Below are 17000 nucleotides of genomic sequence, written 5' to 3' on the forward strand. Positions count from 1 at the left end.
GGTGGGTGATATATCGGTGCACTGTTGGGTCCTGAGAGAACACGCGAGTGTTTTGTCAGCGACGATGATCGGGAACGAAGGGGTTGTTTCTTCTTCCGGTACCGGTTGTTGTGTGTTGTTTGAGAACTGCACAGTGGACGCGAGCATCTTTGTTGTAAGTGTTTATGAGCGTACGGTGGATGCCTTGGCACCAGGAGCCGATGAAGGACGTGGGAGGCTGCGATATGCCTCGGGGAGCTGTCAACCGAGCTGTGATCCGAGGATTTCCGAATGGGGAAACCCAGCACGAGTGATGTCGTGTTACCCGCGCCTGAATATATAGGGCGTGTGGAGGGAACGTGGGGAAGTGAAACATCTCAGTACCCACAGGAAGAGAAAACAACATGTGATTCCGTGAGTAGTGGCGAGCGAAAACGGAAGAGGCTAAACCGCGGGTGTGTGAGAGCTGGCAGGCGTTGCACTCGTGGGGTCGTGGGGCCCTTCTTCCCATCACTGTCATGGTGGGCGAGAGTAAGAAACCGGTGTGTTAGTCGAAATGGTCTGGAACGGCCTGTCGTAGAGGGTGAGAATCCCGTAGACGAAAACATGCCGGCTCTCGTGGAGGGTACCCGAGTAGCAGCGGGCCCGTGAAATCTGCTGTGAATCCGTCGGGACCACCCGATAAGCCTGAATACTCCCTGGTGACCGATAGCGGACTAGTACCGTGAGGGAAAGGTGAAAAGTACCCCGGGAGGGGAGTGAAATAGTACCTGAAACCGTGCGCTTACAATCCGTCGGAGCCTTCGAGCAGTTTGGTCTGCTGGGGGTGACGGCGTGCCTTTTGAAGAATGAGCCTGCGAGTTAGTGGCATGTCGCGAGGTTAACCCGTGTGGGGTAGTCGTAGCGAAAGCGAGTCCGAACAGGGCGTCTGTAGTGGCATGTTCTAGACCCGAAGCGGAGTGATCTACCCATGGCCAGGGTGAAGCGACGGTAAGACGTCGTGGAGGCCCGAACCCACTTAGGTTGAAAACTGAGGGGATGAGCTGTGGGTAGGGGTGAAAGGCCAATCAAACTCCGTGATAGCTGGTTCTCCCCGAAATGCATTTAGGTGCAGCGTCGCGTGTTTCTCACCGGAGGTAGAGCTACTGGATGGTCTAGGGGGCCCACAAGCTTACCGAAATCAGCCAAACTCCGAATGCCGGTGAGTGAGAGCGCGGCAGTGAGACTGCGGGGGATAAGCTTCGTAGTCGAGAGGGAAACAGCCCAGATCGCCGGCTAAGGCCCCTAAGCGTGTACTAAGTGGAAAAGGATGTGGGATCGCTGAGACAACCAGGAGGTTGGCTTAGAAGCAGCCACCCTTGAAAGAGTGCGTAATAGCTCACTGGTCAAGTGGTTCTGCGCCGACAATGTAGCGGGGCTCAAGTACACCGCCGAAGCCGCGGCACTCGCACAACACCCCGGAGGGTCCACGGATCGTCCGGCAGTGGTGCGGGTGGGTAGGGGAGCGTCGTGCAGCCGGGGAAGCGCCGGAGTGATCCAGGTGTGGAGGCTGCGCGAGTGAGAATGCAGGCATGAGTAGCGAAAGACGAGTGAGAAACTCGTCCGCCGAATGACCAAGGGTTCCTGGGCCAGGTTAATCCGCCCAGGGTGAGTCGGGACCTAAGGCGAGGCCGACAGGCGTAGTCGATGGACAACGGGTTGATATTCCCGTACCCGTGTGAACGCGCCCCTGGTGAATCATCGGTACTAACCGTCCAAAGGGTGATCGAGTTCCTTCGGGAGCCGAGAGCCTGCTGCACGGGACCTTCGGTGGTAGTAGCCAAGCGATGGGGTGACGCAGGAAGGTAGTGGGGCCGGTCAGTGGTTGTACCGGTGTAAGCCCGTAGGGCGTGACACAGGCAAATCCGTGTCGCACACAGCCTGAGAGGTGATGCGTAGCCGAATGAGGCGAATTCCATGATCCTATGCTGCCGAGAAAAGCCTCTAGCGAGCTTTCACACGGCCCGTACCCCAAACCGACACAGGTGGTCAGGTAGAGAATACCGAGGCGATCGAGAGAACTGTGGTTAAGGAACTCGGCAAAATGCCCCCGTAACTTCGGGAGAAGGGGGACCAGTCCCGGTGACCGGACTTGCTCCGTGAGCCGGGGGTGGTCGCAGAGACCAGAGAGAAGCGACTGTTTACTAAAAACACAGGTCCGTGCGAAGTCGTAAGACGAGGTATACGGACTGACGCCTGCCCGGTGCTGGAAGGTTAAGAGGACCGGTCAGCGGAGTTCACTCCGCGAAGCTGAGAATTTAAGCCCCAGTAAACGGCGGTGGTAACTATAACCATCCTAAGGTAGCGAAATTCCTTGTCGGGTAAGTTCCGACCTGCACGAATGGCGTAACGACTTCTCTGCTGTCTCAACCACAGACTCGGCGAAATTGCACTACGAGTAAAGATGCTCGTTACGCGCGGCAGGACGAAAAGACCCCGGGACCTTCACTACAGCTTGGTATTGGTGTTCGGTTCGGTTTGTGTAGGATAGGTGGGAGACTGGGAAGCCCGCACGCCAGTGTGGGTGGAGTCGTTGTTGAAATACCACTCTGATCGTATTGGACCTCTAACCTCGGACCCTGATCGGGTTCAGGGACAGTGCCTGGTGGGTAGTTTAACTGGGGCGGTTGCCTCCCAAAATGTAACGGAGGCGCCCAAAGGTTCCCTCAGCCTGGTTGGCAATCAGGTGTCGAGTGCAAGTGCACAAGGGAGCTTGACTGTGAGACCGACAGGTCGAGCAGGGACGAAAGTCGGGACTAGTGATCCGGCACCGGCATGTGGAAGCGGTGTCGCTCAACGGATAAAAGGTACCCCGGGGATAACAGGCTGATCTTCCCCAAGAGTCCATATCGACGGGATGGTTTGGCACCTCGATGTCGGCTCGTCGCATCCTGGGGCTGGAGTAGGTCCCAAGGGTTGGGCTGTTCGCCCATTAAAGCGGCACGCGAGCTGGGTTTAGAACGTCGTGAGACAGTTCGGTCTCTATCCGCCGCGCGCGTTAGAAACTTGAGGAAGGCTGTCCCTAGTACGAGAGGACCGGGACGGACGAACCTCTGGTGTGCCAGTTGTCCCGCCAGGGGCACGGCTGGTTGGCTACGTTCGGAAGGGATAACCGCTGAAAGCATCTAAGCGGGAAGCCTGTTCCAAGATGAGGTTTCTCACCCCCTCGAGGGGGTAAGGCCCCCGGCAGACCACCGGGTTGATAGGCCGGAACTGGAAGTGCGGTAACGCATGCAGGTGACCGGTACTAATAGGCCGAGGACTTACCACAAAGAAGCTACGCGTCCACTGTGCGGTATCTGAAACAACACACTCACACTCGCTGCGCGAGGAGTCGGAGTAAACGCTGCCCCCCAAAGAATGGGTGGGCCTGCGGCCCCCGACCCACGCGAACAGCGTGCGTGGGTCGTTTCACAGAGTTACGGCGGCCATAGCGGAGGGGAAACGCCCGGTCCCATTCCGAACCCGGAAGCTAAGCCCTCCAGCGCCGATGGTACTGCACCCGACAGGGTGTGGGAGAGTAGGACACCGCCGAACACCCGTTACCGGAAGCCCCCCAACCTCGTTGGGGGGCTTCCGGCATTTTTCGTGTCTATTCCGGGGCGTCGCCATTCCCTTCCGGAAACCTGCGTTCACGGCCGTGACCGGGCCCCGTGAACTGCTCCGTTTCGTGTGAGAGTCGGTCCTGAGTTAGGACATTTGGCTTAGTGTCCCGATTCGAAGCCGAGACGGGTGAGAATCTCCAGTTCAGCAGCAGGGATCTGCGGCGGAAAGTCCTGGACGGCGCCGTTGATGGCGATGGTCGAGGTTCGTAGCGGCCGCAGTTGCTTGACCAGCCTCGCGATCGCCACACCGGTGTGGTCCTGGGCGCAGCGGGCGACGGCCAGAGCGGCGAACACGATGGTCAGGTGGGCCTCGATGGCGTCGCGGGTGCGGTGGAACATCGGCCGTGCCCGCAGATCGGTCTTCGACATGCGAAACGACTGCTCGACATGCCACAGGTCGTGGTACTTGCCGATCACCTCGCCCGGTTCCATGAGCGTGACCGGGATATTGGTGACGTATCCCTTCAAGCCGACCAGCGATCGAGCTCGTGCCAGCGCGGCATCATCGAGTCGCTGACCTGCGGTGGTGGTCTTGACGAAGCGCGTCGCCTTCGACTTCTGGGTGCCCTCGACCACCGCCCGCGCCCTCGCCTCCTGGGCATTGAGAGTCTGGTTGTCGCGCACGGCACGTTTGCGGGTGTACTGCCAGATCGCCCGCCACGAGGTGGGATGCCGAACCGGATCCCAGACCGGTTCGGCCCGCCTTTTCACGGTGTTGACCACGCTGCGGGCGTGCCGGGGGGTGACGGTGTCGATGATCTGCCCATCGGTGAACACATCACCGTGCCAATGGAAATGGGACGTCAGATCAGCGGGCGCCTTCGTCACCCGGGAGCCGACGATGAACTTCAGGCCGGCCTCGTCGAGAGCGGTGAGATTCGCCGCCGACAGCATGCCGGCATCGGCGGCGATGACCATCTCCACGCCCTCGAGGTCGTGCCGGGCTTGGAACTGACGCACCATGGGGACCAGGGTGTGCGTTTCGGCCTTGTTGCCCTCGAAACAGGCGATCTCCAGTGGGAACCCGGTGCGGTCGACGAGCAACCCGACCACGATTTGTGGATCGACCCGGCGCTCTTTGGAGTAGCCGACCTTGCGCAGGTCGTCTTCCTTCTCGGCCTCGAAGTACAAGGTGGTCACATCGAACAGCAGCAATCCCAACCCGCCGGTGCTGGCCGCGTACTCGAAGCAACGGCGGGCGATCCGGTCGCGGTAGTCGCCGGTGATGATCTGCGCGAGGTGGCGTTGAATCCTTTTGTACGACACCGGATCAGCGCCGAGATCGTCGAGGACGCGCAGGGCATCGATCTTCGAGGTCGGTTCGACGATCCGGGCGATGACCAGGTCTTTGAACACCGCGTCGTCGATGATGTCGAAGCCGAGCCCGTCGTAGACGAAGGTGAGCACGTCGTAGAGCAACCGGGCGCTGGTGCGCACGGTTCGTCCCGCCCCGGCGAGCTCGCCACCCTTGCTCGTCGTCGGGCCGGGCAGTTGGCCGGTCCGCCAGTCGGCAACATCGGCGATCTGCTCGACGGGCGTCGGCACATCCAGCTCCAGCACGCCTTGATCGCCGTGCAGCAGGTGTCGGGCTCGTTCGAGCAGAATGCCCAGCTCGACGTCGGTATGCGCGGACCCGACGTGAGCGAGGATCTCGTGCCGGCCGCGGTGTTTGCGCACGACCTGCACCGCTACCGCCCCGGATGCGGTGCGCACTTTCCGCACGAATGCCACGGCCCGAACCTACCTGCTTAGTGTCCCGATCCGCTTCGTCGACGTCGTGAATGCGCAGGTGGAAGCCTCGGCAGGTGTTCTACCCGCCAGTAATGTCCTAACTCAGGAGGAGTCGGAGTAAACGCTGCCCCCCAAAGAATGGGTGGGCCTGCGGCCCCCGACCCACGCGAACAGCGTGCGTGGGTCGTTTCACAGAGTTACGGCGGCCATAGCGGAGGGGAAACGCCCGGTCCCATTCCGAACCCGGAAGCTAAGCCCTCCAGCGCCGATGGTACTGCACCCGACAGGGTGTGGGAGAGTAGGACACCGCCGAACACCCGTTACCGGAAGCCCCCCAACCTCGTTGGGGGGCTTCCGGCATTTTTCGTGTCTATTCCGGGGCGTCGCCATTCCCTTCCGGAAACCTGCGTTCACGGCCGTGACCGGGCCCCGTGAACTGCTCCGTTTCGTGTGAGAGTCGGTCATTGCGGTGCAGGCACCAGGTTGTACCGCTGGTAGCCCACGGGCATTGCCTCCTCGAGTTCCACTCGATGAGGGGACGGGCCGCTGTGCGCGGTGTGTCGGTGTTCGCCGGCTGGTTCGGGATGCTGAACGACGAATTTCTCCTGCCCTGGAGGTCTATCTCAGCGGAACAGCCCGGCGGGCTGGAGGCGAAGGCGACAGGAGTGGAGCGCACCCATGGTCATCGTTGCAGGACACCTCACCGTCGAGCCGTGGCGGCGCAAGTCCTACTGAAGCACAGGCGATAGGTGCCCCAGTCGGTGAGAGTCGATCAGGGAGAGGTGCGGGTTGGCGCGTAGACCGCCGGCGGCTACCTGCCCGGGTGCAGCGTGTCGACGACCTTCTCCAGTCCGATCAGCCTGCCAGTGCCTCGCGCCGCCGCCACAGCCGGGCAACCGTCCATGGCCCGAACACGAGCGAGATGATGTTGATCCCGGTCTCGACCGCCATGTCCGCAGTCATGTGCCGGTAGCTGCCGTGCTCGAGGTTCCACAGCGTATCCATGGCCCCGAGGAATGTCATCGCGCCGCCGGCCGCGATCCCAAGCGGGATGGCGACCGCTCGTCCCCTTGTCAGGTGCCAGGCACTCGTTGCGAAGCTCGCGGCCATCAGTCCGTCGGCGGCCGGAAAGGCGTTCTCGAACGCGATATAGGCGGCATCGTCGGACGACCTGACATGTCCGGCAGTGAAGTAGTCGAGCCAGTACGCCGCGACGCCGCCGGCGACGCTGCCCATCGCAACCGCGTGCAGCCGATCGCCCCACGTCGGCGGTGGTTTCATCACGCTCCCTTCAGTGCATCCGAGTATGGCGGCTGCTCTTCGCAGTTGAGGGTGTAGGGCTGGTCGGCGCGTCGGTGGCCGGGTCGGCCGGCGAGGTGCCGCCGGTCGGGGTCACCCGCCCTGTGCGCTGCTGCACGCCTTTCATTATGGGCGCGCGACGCACGACCGGCTCCGGCTGGGGTTGCCCTCGTCAGCGGGCCGGGTCGTCCTGGAACTGCCGGACCTCTTGCGAGCAGCGGCAGGCGACGGCGATCTTCGCGGCCCACTCGAGTGCCGCCTCCCGCGAGGGCAGCTCGAGAACGGTGTAACCGCCGTTGGGCACCTTGTGGCCGGGGTACGTGCCCTCGGTGACGGTGCCGTCACCGGCCACGAGCACCGGGTCTACGTCCTCATCGATCCCTCCGGCGAAGACGTACACGCCCGCCGCCTTGGCCTCGTCGATGACGGCATGGGAGGCTTCGACCACCGCCTCGAAGTCCTCCTCGGGGAACACCATGGCCTCGCCAGGGAACGAGATCAGGTACTTCGCCATTCGAGGACTCCTCTGCTCCTGCCGCGTCATCCGCCGGCTCTTCTCTACGGCACCGCTCGAATGCCCAGCCCGATTGCGGCTCCGGCGCCCGACATGTGCTCGAGGTAGGGCGTCGCGACGGACCCGCAGAACCTCCTCGACGCTCTCCCCACGACCGCTTTCTCCTGTTGCGATGGACGGGTTCACCGGATTCGAGGCCGCCGCCGCGAAGAGCTCCCCGAGGCGGTCGCGGTCATGGCTCCCTTCCACCTTGCCCTCCTGGGCAAGCCGGCAGGGCCGCGTGGTGCCCCACCGTCGGCCTACGGTATAAATACATCTTGTGTCTATGTCGTATTCAGCCGCCGAGGCGGCCTACCGCGAGGTCAAGGAGCTGATCCTCTCGGGTGAGCTGCCCGGCGGGGATCTGATCAGCGAAGGGGAGATCGCCGCACGGATGTCGTGCAGCCGCACCCCGGTGCGCGAGGCCTTCCTCCGGCTCGAGGCGGAGGGCTGGATGCGCCTGTACCCCAAGCGGGGCGCGCTCGTCGTCCCGGTGGCGGACGGGGAGGCCGAGCACGTCGTCGATGCGCGACGGCTGCTGGAAACGCACGCCGTGCGCGCCGTCGCGTCGGCTCCGCAGGCGCGGGAACGGCTCGAGCGCACGTTGCGCGAATGCCTGGACACCCAGCGGGAGCTGGCCGAGCGCGGGGACGTCGGCGCCTTCAGCGGCGCCGACGCGGACTTTCACCGCAGCATCGTCGCGGCGGGCGGCAATCCGCTCCTCGACAACTTCTACGCAAGCCTGCGTGAACGCCAGCGACGGATGACGGCGCGTTCGGTCGCTCGTGATCCGGCGCAGCTGCAGAAGATCATCGCCGACCACACGCACCTGGCGGATCTCGTCGCCGCCGGGGATGCCGACGCGTTCGACGAGGCGCTTCAGGTGCACATGCGTGAGGTGCACGGACTCGGAGGGGGACGACTGTGACCGCTACTACCACCGACCCCGGTCGCCTGCCGGCGCTCACGGAAACGGTCCCGCGCGGGACGTGGCTGCTCGTGGCCGCCGCGATGTTCACCGTCGCCTGGGGCGGCAACGAGTTCACGCCGCTGCTCGTGATGTACCGGCTCGAACACGGTTTCGCGCCGGTCGTCGTCGACCTGTTCCTCTTCGCGTACGTCCTGGGCATCGTGCCGGCCCTGCTCGTCGGCGGCCCGCTCTCCGACCGGCTCGGGCGGCGACCGGTCATGGTGCCCGCGCCGTTCGTCGGCCTGGCCGGTTCCGCGGTGCTCGCCCTCGGGGCGGACTCCGCGCCGCTGCTCATCCTCGGTCGCATCCTCTGCGGGATCGCCCTCGGTCTCGGCATGGCCGTCGGCGGCAGCTGGCTGAAGGAACTGTCCGATCCGCGCTGGGATCCGCGCGCGACTCCCGGTGCCGGTGCGCGACGGGCCGCGATGAGCCTGACCGCCGGCTTCGGGGTCGGGGCCGGGGTCGCGGGGGCCCTCGCGCAGTGGGCGCCGATGCCGAGCGCCCTGACCTACCTCGTGCACATCGGGCTGAGCGTCGGCGCCGGTGCGGCGCTGCTCCGGACGCCGGAGACCCGGCCGGCGCAGCCGGAGGTGGAACGGACTCCGCTGCGGGAGGATCTGAAGATCCCGGCGGCCGGGCACGCCCGCTTCCTGTTCGTGATCGCCCCCGTCGCCCCCTGGGTGTTCGGTGCCGCGAGTTCGGCCTACGCGATCATTCCGGCGCTGATGACCGGACACAGCGGCGACGCGCCGGTCGCGTTCTCGGCACTGCTGTGCGTCGTGGCCCTCGGTGCCGGTTTCGCGATCCAGTCGCTGGGCCGCCGGATCGACACCCCACGCAACGCCCGGGCCGTGGTGGTGGCGCTGACGCTGCTCGTGGTGGGGATGGTCACGGCGGCGGTCGCGGCCGCGGCACTGACCGTGCCGCTGGCGCTGCTGGCCGCGGTCGTCCTGGGGTGCGGCTACGGCATGGCACTGGTGTCGGGTCTGCAGGAGGTGCAGCGCATCGCCGGCCCCGACGACCTCGCCGGGCTCACCGCGGTGTTCTATTCGCTGAGCTATCTCGGTTTCGCGGTGCCCGCCGCCATGGTGTACCTGTCGCAGACGTACCCGGTCCTGACCTACCCGGCGATGTTCGTGGTGGGCGCCGTCGCGGCGGCCGCGTGCCTGGTGCTCGTCCTGGTCAAGTGGCGGGCGCACCTGCCGGAGCGAGCACAGGCCTGACGCCTCACGGCTCGGGCATCGGCGGCAGTGCCTTCTCGGCGAGCCACGCGTCCCACAGCGGACGCAGCGGTGCATCCGCGAACCGCGCCGCCAGATCGGTGAACTGCTCGGTGGTGACGGTCCCGTGCCGGTGCTCGGCGGTCCACTGCCGCAGCAACGCGAAGAACTTCTCGTCGCCGAGGCGCAGGCGCAGCGCGTGCAGGGTCAGGGCGCCGCGCTTGTAGACGCGGTCGTCGAACATCAGCTCCGGACCCGGGTCGCCGAGGAGGAGGTCCTGGGGTTTGCGGCCGAGCCCCCGGTGCGCGTCGGCGGCGATCGTGTGCGCCGACGGGCCGTCGGAGTTCTCCGACCACAGCCACTCCGCGTAGCAGGCGAAGCCCTCGTTCAGCCAGATGTCGCGCCACCGCGACAGGGTGAGGCTGTTGCCGAACCACTGGTGGGCGAGTTCGTGCGCGACAAGCCGCTCCTCGCCGCGGCTGCCGTCGCAGTGGTTCGCGCCGAAGATCGACAGGGTCTGCGCCTCGATCGGGATCTCGAGCTCGTCCGCGGTGACGACGACGCTGTAGTGCGTGAACGGGTAGGGCCCGAAGAGCCGGGAGAAGACGTCCATCATCTGTGGTTGCCGGCCGAAGTCCCGGTCGAAGTTCGCCTTCAGGCGCGGGGGATGCACCGCGTAGAGGGGCACCGGCCCGTCGGACACCCTGCGGGTCTCGTAGTTTCCGATCTGCACGGTGGCCAGGTAGGTCGCCATCGGCTCCGGCTGTTCGTACTCCCAGGTGGTCTGGCTGGCCCTCGTCGTCCTGCGCACCAGTGTGCCGTTCGCGATCACCTGGAAGGGCGAGTCGGCGGTGACCGTGATCCGGTAGCTGGCCTTGGCGCCGGGATGGTCGTCGCAGGGGAACCACGATGCGGCGCCGTTGGGCTGACTCGCGACGAGCGACCCCTCCTCGAGTTCCTCCCAGCCGACCTCGCCCCAGGGGCTGCGGATCGGTTTCGGTGTTCCGTGATAGTGGACGACGATCGTCAGGACCCCGCCCACGGGAATCTTCCGGGCCGGGGTGACGACGAGCTTGCCGTCGCGCTGGGCGTACTTGGCGGGCCGGGATCCGTTGACCGACAGTTTCGTCACCCGCATCGTCGGTGCGAGGTCGAGCGCGAACTTGCCGCGTGCGTCGGTGGTGGTGGCGATGACGGTGGCCGTGCCGGTGAGCCGGTTGGCCACCACCCGGTAGGTCAGGTCGAGCTCGTACCGCGACACGCGGTACCCGCGGTTGCCGCTCCGCGGCAGGTACGGATCGATCGGGGCGTCCGGCTTCGCGGTCCTGCCGTTGTCGCGCGACTTCTTCGGGTCGTTCCCCGGCTTCACTGCGGGGACCAATCGCTCGGGTGTGACCACGGTGCGATCGGATTGCCTTGCCATCTGCTCGAATCCGGAACGACGTCGCCGCGCATCACCAGCGAGGCGGGACCGACGGTGGCGCCGGCTCCGATTCCGGCCGCGGGCAGTGCGACGCACTGGGGGCCGAGGGTGGCGCCGGCGCCGAGCGTGACGGTGTCCATGGACATGATCCGATCATGGAACAGGTGCGTTTGCACAACACATCCGCGTTCCACCGTCGCGCCGTCGCCGAGGGTCACCAGGTCGGCCTCCGGCAGCCAGTAGCTCTCGCACCACACCCCGCGGCCGATCTTCGCGCCCAGGCCCCGCAGCCACAGGTTCATCACGGCCGTTCCGGTGGCGGGCCGGGCGAACCACGGCGCCGCGACGGTTTCGACGAACGTGTCGGCCACCTCGTTGCGCCACACGAACCAGCTCCACAGCGGGTGCTCCTCGCGGCCGATGCGCCCGACGGCCACCCACTTGGCGGTCACGGACACGATGCCGGCCACGGCGCCGGCAAGGATGAGCACGAGGCCGCTCAGCGCCGCGGCCGGGCCGTATCCCGCCGCGGCGGCCAGCGCCTGCAGGGCGAACAGGACGCCGAGGCCGATGCCGAACGTGACGATCATGGGGAGCAGGCGGAAGGTCTCGACGAAGCCGCGTGCCACCCGGAGCCGCAGCGGGGGCGCGAACGTGCGGCTCGAGTCGCCGTCGTTCGCGGCGCGGCGCAGCCGCACCGGTGGGCTGCCCAGCCACGAGGAACCCGACTTGGCCTTCGACGGGGCAGCGGAGAGCACGGCGACGAGCCCGTACTTGGGCACCCGGCGCCCGGGGGCGGCCATGCCCGAGTTGCCGAGGAACGCGCGCTTGCCGACCTTGGCCCGGGAGATGTACAGCCAGCCGCCACCGAGTTCGTAGCTGGCGACCATGGTGTCGTCGGCGAGGAAGGCGCCGTCGGCGACGCGGGTGAACTTGGGCACCATCAGCACGGTGGAGGCTTCGACGTCCTTGCCGATGTCGGCGCCGAGCAGCCGCAGCCAGCCGGGGGTGAGCATCGAGGCGTAGAGCGGGAACAGGAACGTGCGCGAGCTGTCCATCAGGCGCTCGGTCGCCCACACCTGCCAGCCGACGCGGCTGCGGACGGGGTGGTGGCCCTCGATCATGCCGAGGGACAGGGCGCGCACCGACAGCACCGTGAGCGCGGCGAACACGAACAGGGTCAACAGTGCGGCCACCGGCAGGATCGCTGCGCTGCGGAGCAACGCGTCGGTCAGGTCGGTGGTGTCGCGGATCCACCATCCGACCAGCGTGAGGCCGGCGGCGATCGAGACGATCGGCAGCGAGGCCAGCGCCACCGACGTGAGGCCGAAGACCGGCACCCACCACGCGGCGCGGCGCGGCGGCTCGTCGGGCCACGGATGTACGGCTTTGCCGACCTTCCGCGCAGGGGAGCCCGCCCAGTGCTGGCCGGCCTTGACCCGGCCGAAGACGGCGGAGCCGGCCTCGACCTCGGCGTTCTTGCCGATCTTGGCGCCCGGGGCGAGCGTCGAGCGGGCACCGACGGTGGCGCCGGCGCCGATCCGGATGGTGCCGATGTGGACCTCGTCGCCGTCGACCCAGTGGCCGGACAGGTCGACCTCGGGTTCGACGGAACAGCCGTCGCCGAGTTCGAGCATGCCGGTCACCGGCGGCAGGCTGTGCAGGTCGACGCCCTGACCGACCTTCGCGCCGAGGGCGCGGGCGTAATACAGCATCCACGGCGCCCCGGACAGGTTCACCGCGCCGCTGGCCTCCGACAGCCGCAGCGCCGTCCACAGCCGCAGGTGTTCGCTGCCGCCCCTCGGATAGGTGCCGGGTTCCAGGTTGCGCAGCAGCAGCCGCGTCCCGGCGACGGCGACGGACATCCGGCCGAGCGGGGTCAGGAACAGCAGGATCCCGAGCGCCACCCACCACCACGACACCGGCGCGAGCCACGGCAGGTCGACGAACAGCGCGAAGACGTTGTTCGCCGTCGCCAGCCATGTCACCCATTGCAGTCCGGTCAGGGTGGTGAGCGGCACCGTGATGGCCAGCTGCAGCAGCTGCGTCCGGCGTGGGACGGGGGCCACCTGCCGCGGCGCGACCACCGCGGACGGTGCGAGGTCGTCGAGGTACCCGGCCAGCGAGCCGAGCCGCGGATGGTCGTACAGTTCGGCGACGGTCATCGCGGGGTAGCGCTCGCGCAGGGCGGTCACCAGCTGGGCCGCGGAGAGGGAGCCGCCGCCCAGTTCGAAGAAGTCGTCGTCGATGCTCTCGATCGGGGTGCCGAGGATCGACACCCACAGTCCGGCGACCCACTCGGCGGTCGGGTCGAGACCCAGGGCCTCGGCGGAGTCGGCCTCGGCGCCGGGCAGCGGCCACGGCAGCGCGTTGCGGTCCACCTTGCCGGAGGTGCGGGTGGGCAGCTCGTCCACCAGCGCCAGCCGCGGCACCAGGGCCGCGGGCAACTGCTCGCCGAGCAGGTCGCGCGCGGAGGCGAGGTCGAACTCCGGGTCGGTGCTGGCGATGTACCCGACGAGGATCGAGTGCCCGGCCGCGGTCTTGCGCACGGCGGCCGCGCCGCCGGCGACGCCGGGCAGGTTCTGCAGAGCGTTGTCGACCTCGCCGAGCTCGATGCGCCGACCGCCGATCTTGACCTGATCGTCGGCGCGTCCCTGGAACAGCAGGCCCCTGCGGTCGAGGGTGACCAGGTCGCCGCTGCGGTACGCGCGGTCCCAGCCGAGGGTGGGCATGGGGGCGTATTTCTCGGCGTCCTTGGCCGGGTCGAGGTAGCGAGCCAGTCCGACGCCGCCGATGACGAGTTCGCCGGTACCGCCCTCGGGCACGGGCCGGCCGTCGGCGTCCACCACGGCGAGGTCCCAGCCGTCGAGCGGCAGACCGATGCGGATCGGGCCCTTGCCGTCCATGGTTGCCGCGCATGCGACGACGGTGGCCTCGGTCGGCCCGTAGGTGTTCCACACCTCGCGACCGGGCACGGCCAGTCGCTCGGCGAGGTCCGGCGGGCAGGCCTCGCCACCGAAGATCAACAGCCGCACCGCTTCGAGCGCCTCGGCGGGCCACATCGCCGCGAGGGTGGGGACGGTGGAGACGACGCTGATGTCGCGGGAGACCAGCCACGGCCCGAGGTCCATCCCGGACCGCACGAGCGAGCGGGGCGCCGGCACGAGGCACGCGCCGTGCCGCCACGCCAGCCACATCTCCTCACAGGAGGCGTCGAAGGCGACCGACAGTCCGGCCAGTACGCGGTCGCCGGGCCCGATCGGGTTCTCGCGCAGGAACAGCCGGGCCTCGGCGTCGACGAAGGCGGCGGCGCTGCGATGGCTGACCGCGACGCCCTTGGGGGTGCCGGTGGAGCCGGAGGTGAAGATGATCCAGGCGGCGTCGTCGAGGCGCGGGCCGCGCAGCTGTGGCGCGGGCGACGGCGGCGCGGTGCCCGGGCCGATGCCGTCGGCGGTGACGACGGCGGTGACCATCGCCTCCCCGAACACGAGTTCGGCGCGTTCGTCGGGGTCGTCCGCGTCCACCGGCACGTAGGCCGCGCCGGCCGCGAGGATGCCCAGGATCATCACGTACAGGTCCTTGGAGCCGGACGGCATGCGCACGCCGACGCGGTCACCGGCGCCGACTCCCGCGTCGGCGAGCCGGTACGAGCAGGCGATGACCTCCTCGACGAGTTCGGTGTAGCTGAGAGTGACGGTGCCGTCGTCGACGGCCGGGGCGTCCGGGTGGGTGTCGGCGGTGGCCCGCAGGATGTCGACGAGGGTGCGGGGGGCCGGGGCGTGGGAGGAGCGAACGTACTCCTCGGGGATGCGATACGACCGATCCGGATCCGTCGTGGGCTGGGCAGGCAATCGCATGTCCTTCTCTCGGCCTGGTGGTGCGTTCGTCCGGTTATCTCACGGTCAGATGGACGGAGGGTGAACATCGGGTGTGTCGGTGCCCACTCCATCGGTGGAATCTCCCGCTCGACCCGACGTCGCGCTCCGCGGCGCGGCGTCCGACTCCGCTCGAAAAACCTTATCTCCCTGAAACTTCCGTTTGCGGGACGACGGCCTCCGCGATTCCGGTTTGACATCCGTGCGCGCTCCTGCAATCCTCTTCGGCAGGTCACGAGAACCAGCGACAAGCCCCGGCTAGCTGGTCGGCAACCCTCCTCCGCGGTGGGGTGCTCCGGGTGACGACCAGGCCGTGTTTCCACACCGGACACGGCAAGCGCGGATTCGGACCGTGATCGCACTCGGGCGACGAGGCGACCACCGGCGAATCCCTGAACGACGAGGGAACGTCATGACTGCTGCCGTACTGACCGCCGACACCTGCATCGCCCCGTTCGCCCGGGTCACCGGATGTGACCTGCAGGTACCCCTGGTCCAGGGTGGTACCTGCACCTACGCCAACTTCGACTACGCGGCGAGCGCGCCCGCCCTCGAAGCGGTCACCGAGCGGATCGCCGAGCTCCTGCCGTACTACGCCAGTGTGCACCGCGGTGCCGGTTACGCCTCCCGGATCTCCACCTCGAGCTACGAGCAGGCTCGTGAGTCGGTGGCCCGATTCGTGTGCGCCGCAGACGATCAGGTGGTGGTGTTCACCCGCAACACCACCGACTCCCTCAACCTCCTGGCCGGAGCCGTACCCGGCGACGTCGTGGTGCTCGACGTCGAGCACCACGCAAACCTGTTGCCCTGGAAGAATGCCCGCGTCGTCGAGGCCGCGGACACCGTCGCCGAGACGGTCCGCCGGCTCGTCGCCGAGCTGTGCAGCAAGCCCGCCGCGCTGCTCGCCGTCACCGGCGCCTCCAACGTGACCGGCGAGGTCCTCCCGATCGCCGAACTCGCCGACGTGGCGCACGCCTGCGGCGCCCGGATCCTCGTCGACGGAGCGCAATTGGTGCCGCACCGGCGGATCGACCTCACCGCTCTCGGCGTCGACTACCTCGCGTTCTCGGGTCACAAGCTCTACGCCCCGTTCGGTGCCGGCGCTCTGGTCGGACGCCGGGACTGGCTCGACGTCGCGGAACCGTATCTCGCAGGGGGCGGTGCGGTCCGCGAAGTGCGTCTCGGTCACACCGAATGGGCGTGCGCCCCGGCGCGGCACGAGGCCGGCACGCCGAACGTGCTCGGCGTCGCGGCCCTCGCCGCGGCGTGCGACGCGCTCGCCGGTTTCGACGCCGACGCCGTCGCCGAGCACGAGGAGGCGCTGTGCCGGCGCCTCCTCGGCGGGCTGCGCGACCTCGACGGCGTGGAGATCCTGCGGCTGTGGAGCGACTCGCCGGACTCGGTCGGCATCGTCACCTTCACGGTCTCCGGATTCGAACCCGGCGAGGTAGCGTCGTACCTGTCCGCCGAGCACGGAATCGGTGTGCGCGACGGCCGGTTCTGCGCACACCCGCTGCTCGCGCGGGTCGGCCTGCCCGGCGGTGCGGTGCGCGCCTCCCTGGGGCTCGGCAGCTCGTCCGCCGACGTGGACCGCCTGCTCGACGCGCTGCGCGGGCTCGTCGACGCCGGTCCCGGCTGGACCTACGCCAAGACCGACGGCCTGTGGGGACCGTCGCCCGAGACCCGTCCGGGCCTGGTGGAGTCCACCGCCGGCGCCGCGCAGTGCAGCTGACCGATTCCCGGGCGGACCGCCGGACAGGCACTGCCCGCCGGTCGAGCCGGCAGGTCTAGTCGACGTCGACGTCGACGGCCGCCGTGATGCGCATCAGCTCGCGGAACGTCGTGCGGAACAGCGTGCGCGGATGCCCGCCGGAGGCCCACAGCTCGGGGAAAGCGGCCAGGGCGGTGTCGACGTACGTGGTCAGGTTCGTCGGATGCCCGAGCGGTGCCACCCCGCCGACGGGCTGCCCGGTGACCTCGGTGACCACGTCCGGGGGCGCCGCAACGAGCGCACCACCGAGGCGTTTGCCCGTCCGTTCCGGGTTCACCCGATGCGCACCCGAGACCAGCAGCAGCACCGGTTCGTCGTCGAGCAGGAACACCAGCGACTTGACGATCGCACCCACGTCGACCCCGAGTGCGGCCGCCGCCTGCTCCGCGGTGTGCACCGACTCCGGCTGGGTTGTGATCAGCCCGTGATGACCGCGCGCGATGAGCGTGTCGGCCACCCGAGCGGCATTCGGATGCAGTGTCCCGGACATGGTTCCAGCCTAGGAGCCCACCGCCGTCCGTGGCCCCGATCGACA

General features: G+C 67.5%; 9 protein-coding genes, 3 rRNA genes and 1 riboswitch. Of the genes, 6 read left to right on the forward strand and 6 right to left on the reverse strand.

The features are described from left to right. Positions 1-152: 152 nt before the first annotated feature. Both HFP48_RS03440 and rrf (HFP48_RS03445) read left to right on the forward strand, forming a co-directional pair. Positions 153-3289, forward strand: a 23S ribosomal RNA gene (locus tag HFP48_RS03440). Between the two features lie 149 nt (positions 3290-3438). Continuing rightward, positions 3439-3555: ribosomal RNA gene (gene rrf / locus HFP48_RS03445) — 5S ribosomal RNA — on the forward strand. A 167-nt stretch (positions 3556-3722) separates the two neighbouring features. Here rrf (HFP48_RS03445) and HFP48_RS03450 read toward each other — a convergent pair. Then, on the reverse strand, positions 3723-5354 hold the full coding sequence (locus HFP48_RS03450; RefSeq protein WP_168579021.1) for an IS1634 family transposase: 1632 nt from the start codon (positions 5352-5354) through the stop codon (positions 3723-3725). A gap of 198 nt (positions 5355-5552) precedes the next feature. Here HFP48_RS03450 and rrf (HFP48_RS03455) point away from each other — a divergent pair. After that, positions 5553-5669, forward strand: a 5S ribosomal RNA gene (rrf, locus tag HFP48_RS03455). Between the two features lie 540 nt (positions 5670-6209). Here rrf (HFP48_RS03455) and HFP48_RS03460 read toward each other — a convergent pair. After that, positions 6210-6635 carry a hypothetical protein gene (locus HFP48_RS03460; protein ID WP_006930445.1) on the reverse strand — a complete coding sequence of 142 codons (426 nt, stop codon included), beginning with the start codon at positions 6633-6635 and terminating at the stop codon, positions 6210-6212. Between the two features lie 190 nt (positions 6636-6825). Further along, entirely contained in the window at positions 6826-7167 is a 342-nt protein-coding gene (locus HFP48_RS03465) for a YciI family protein (protein ID WP_006930444.1), read from the reverse strand. 325 nt (positions 7168-7492) lie between these two features. On the opposite strand from HFP48_RS03465, the gene HFP48_RS03470 reads away from it, so the two are divergent. Continuing rightward, positions 7493-8134: a GntR family transcriptional regulator gene (locus HFP48_RS03470; protein ID WP_006930442.1), complete on the forward strand. Its 642-nt coding sequence runs from the start codon at positions 7493-7495 to the stop codon at positions 8132-8134. Between the two features lie 83 nt (positions 8135-8217). Further along, positions 8218-9399 carry an MFS transporter gene (locus tag HFP48_RS03475; protein WP_230304602.1) on the forward strand — a complete coding sequence of 394 codons (1182 nt, stop codon included), beginning with the start codon at positions 8218-8220 and terminating at the stop codon, positions 9397-9399. Between the two features lie 4 nt (positions 9400-9403). On the opposite strand, the gene HFP48_RS03480 is transcribed toward HFP48_RS03475, so the two are convergent. Both HFP48_RS03480 and HFP48_RS03485 read right to left on the reverse strand, forming a co-directional pair. Continuing rightward, on the reverse strand, positions 9404-10765 hold the full coding sequence (locus tag HFP48_RS03480; protein WP_006930439.1) for a M1 family metallopeptidase: 1362 nt from the start codon (positions 10763-10765) through the stop codon (positions 9404-9406). Beyond that, the gene (locus HFP48_RS03485; protein ID WP_168579022.1) at positions 10762-14676 is read right to left on the reverse strand and encodes a Pls/PosA family non-ribosomal peptide synthetase; all 3915 of its coding nucleotides are present in this window, start codon (positions 14674-14676) and stop codon (positions 10762-10764) included. Before HFP48_RS03485 ends, HFP48_RS03480 begins: the two co-directional genes overlap by 4 nt. Before the next feature lie 248 nt (positions 14677-14924). Beyond that, a riboswitch (SAM riboswitch) is annotated at positions 14925-15040 on the forward strand. A 66-nt stretch (positions 15041-15106) separates the two neighbouring features. Between HFP48_RS03485 and HFP48_RS03490 the strand changes: the two genes are divergently transcribed. Next, a complete protein-coding gene (locus tag HFP48_RS03490) occupies positions 15107-16426 on the forward strand; it encodes an aminotransferase class V-fold PLP-dependent enzyme (RefSeq protein WP_029540699.1) in 1320 nt (439 codons plus the stop codon). A 55-nt stretch (positions 16427-16481) separates the two neighbouring features. Here HFP48_RS03490 and HFP48_RS03495 read toward each other — a convergent pair whose 3' ends face one another. Beyond that, positions 16482-16955 (reverse strand): YbaK/EbsC family protein, encoded by a 474-nt coding sequence (locus HFP48_RS03495; protein ID WP_006930436.1) that lies wholly within the window; start codon positions 16953-16955, stop codon positions 16482-16484. Between the last annotated feature and the right edge of the window lie 45 nt (positions 16956-17000).

Origin of the sequence: Rhodococcus sp. DMU1 (genome assembly GCF_012272955.1) — a bacterium.
In the GTDB taxonomy this organism is placed as follows: Bacteria; Actinomycetota; Actinomycetes; order Mycobacteriales; family Mycobacteriaceae; genus Rhodococcus; species Rhodococcus aetherivorans.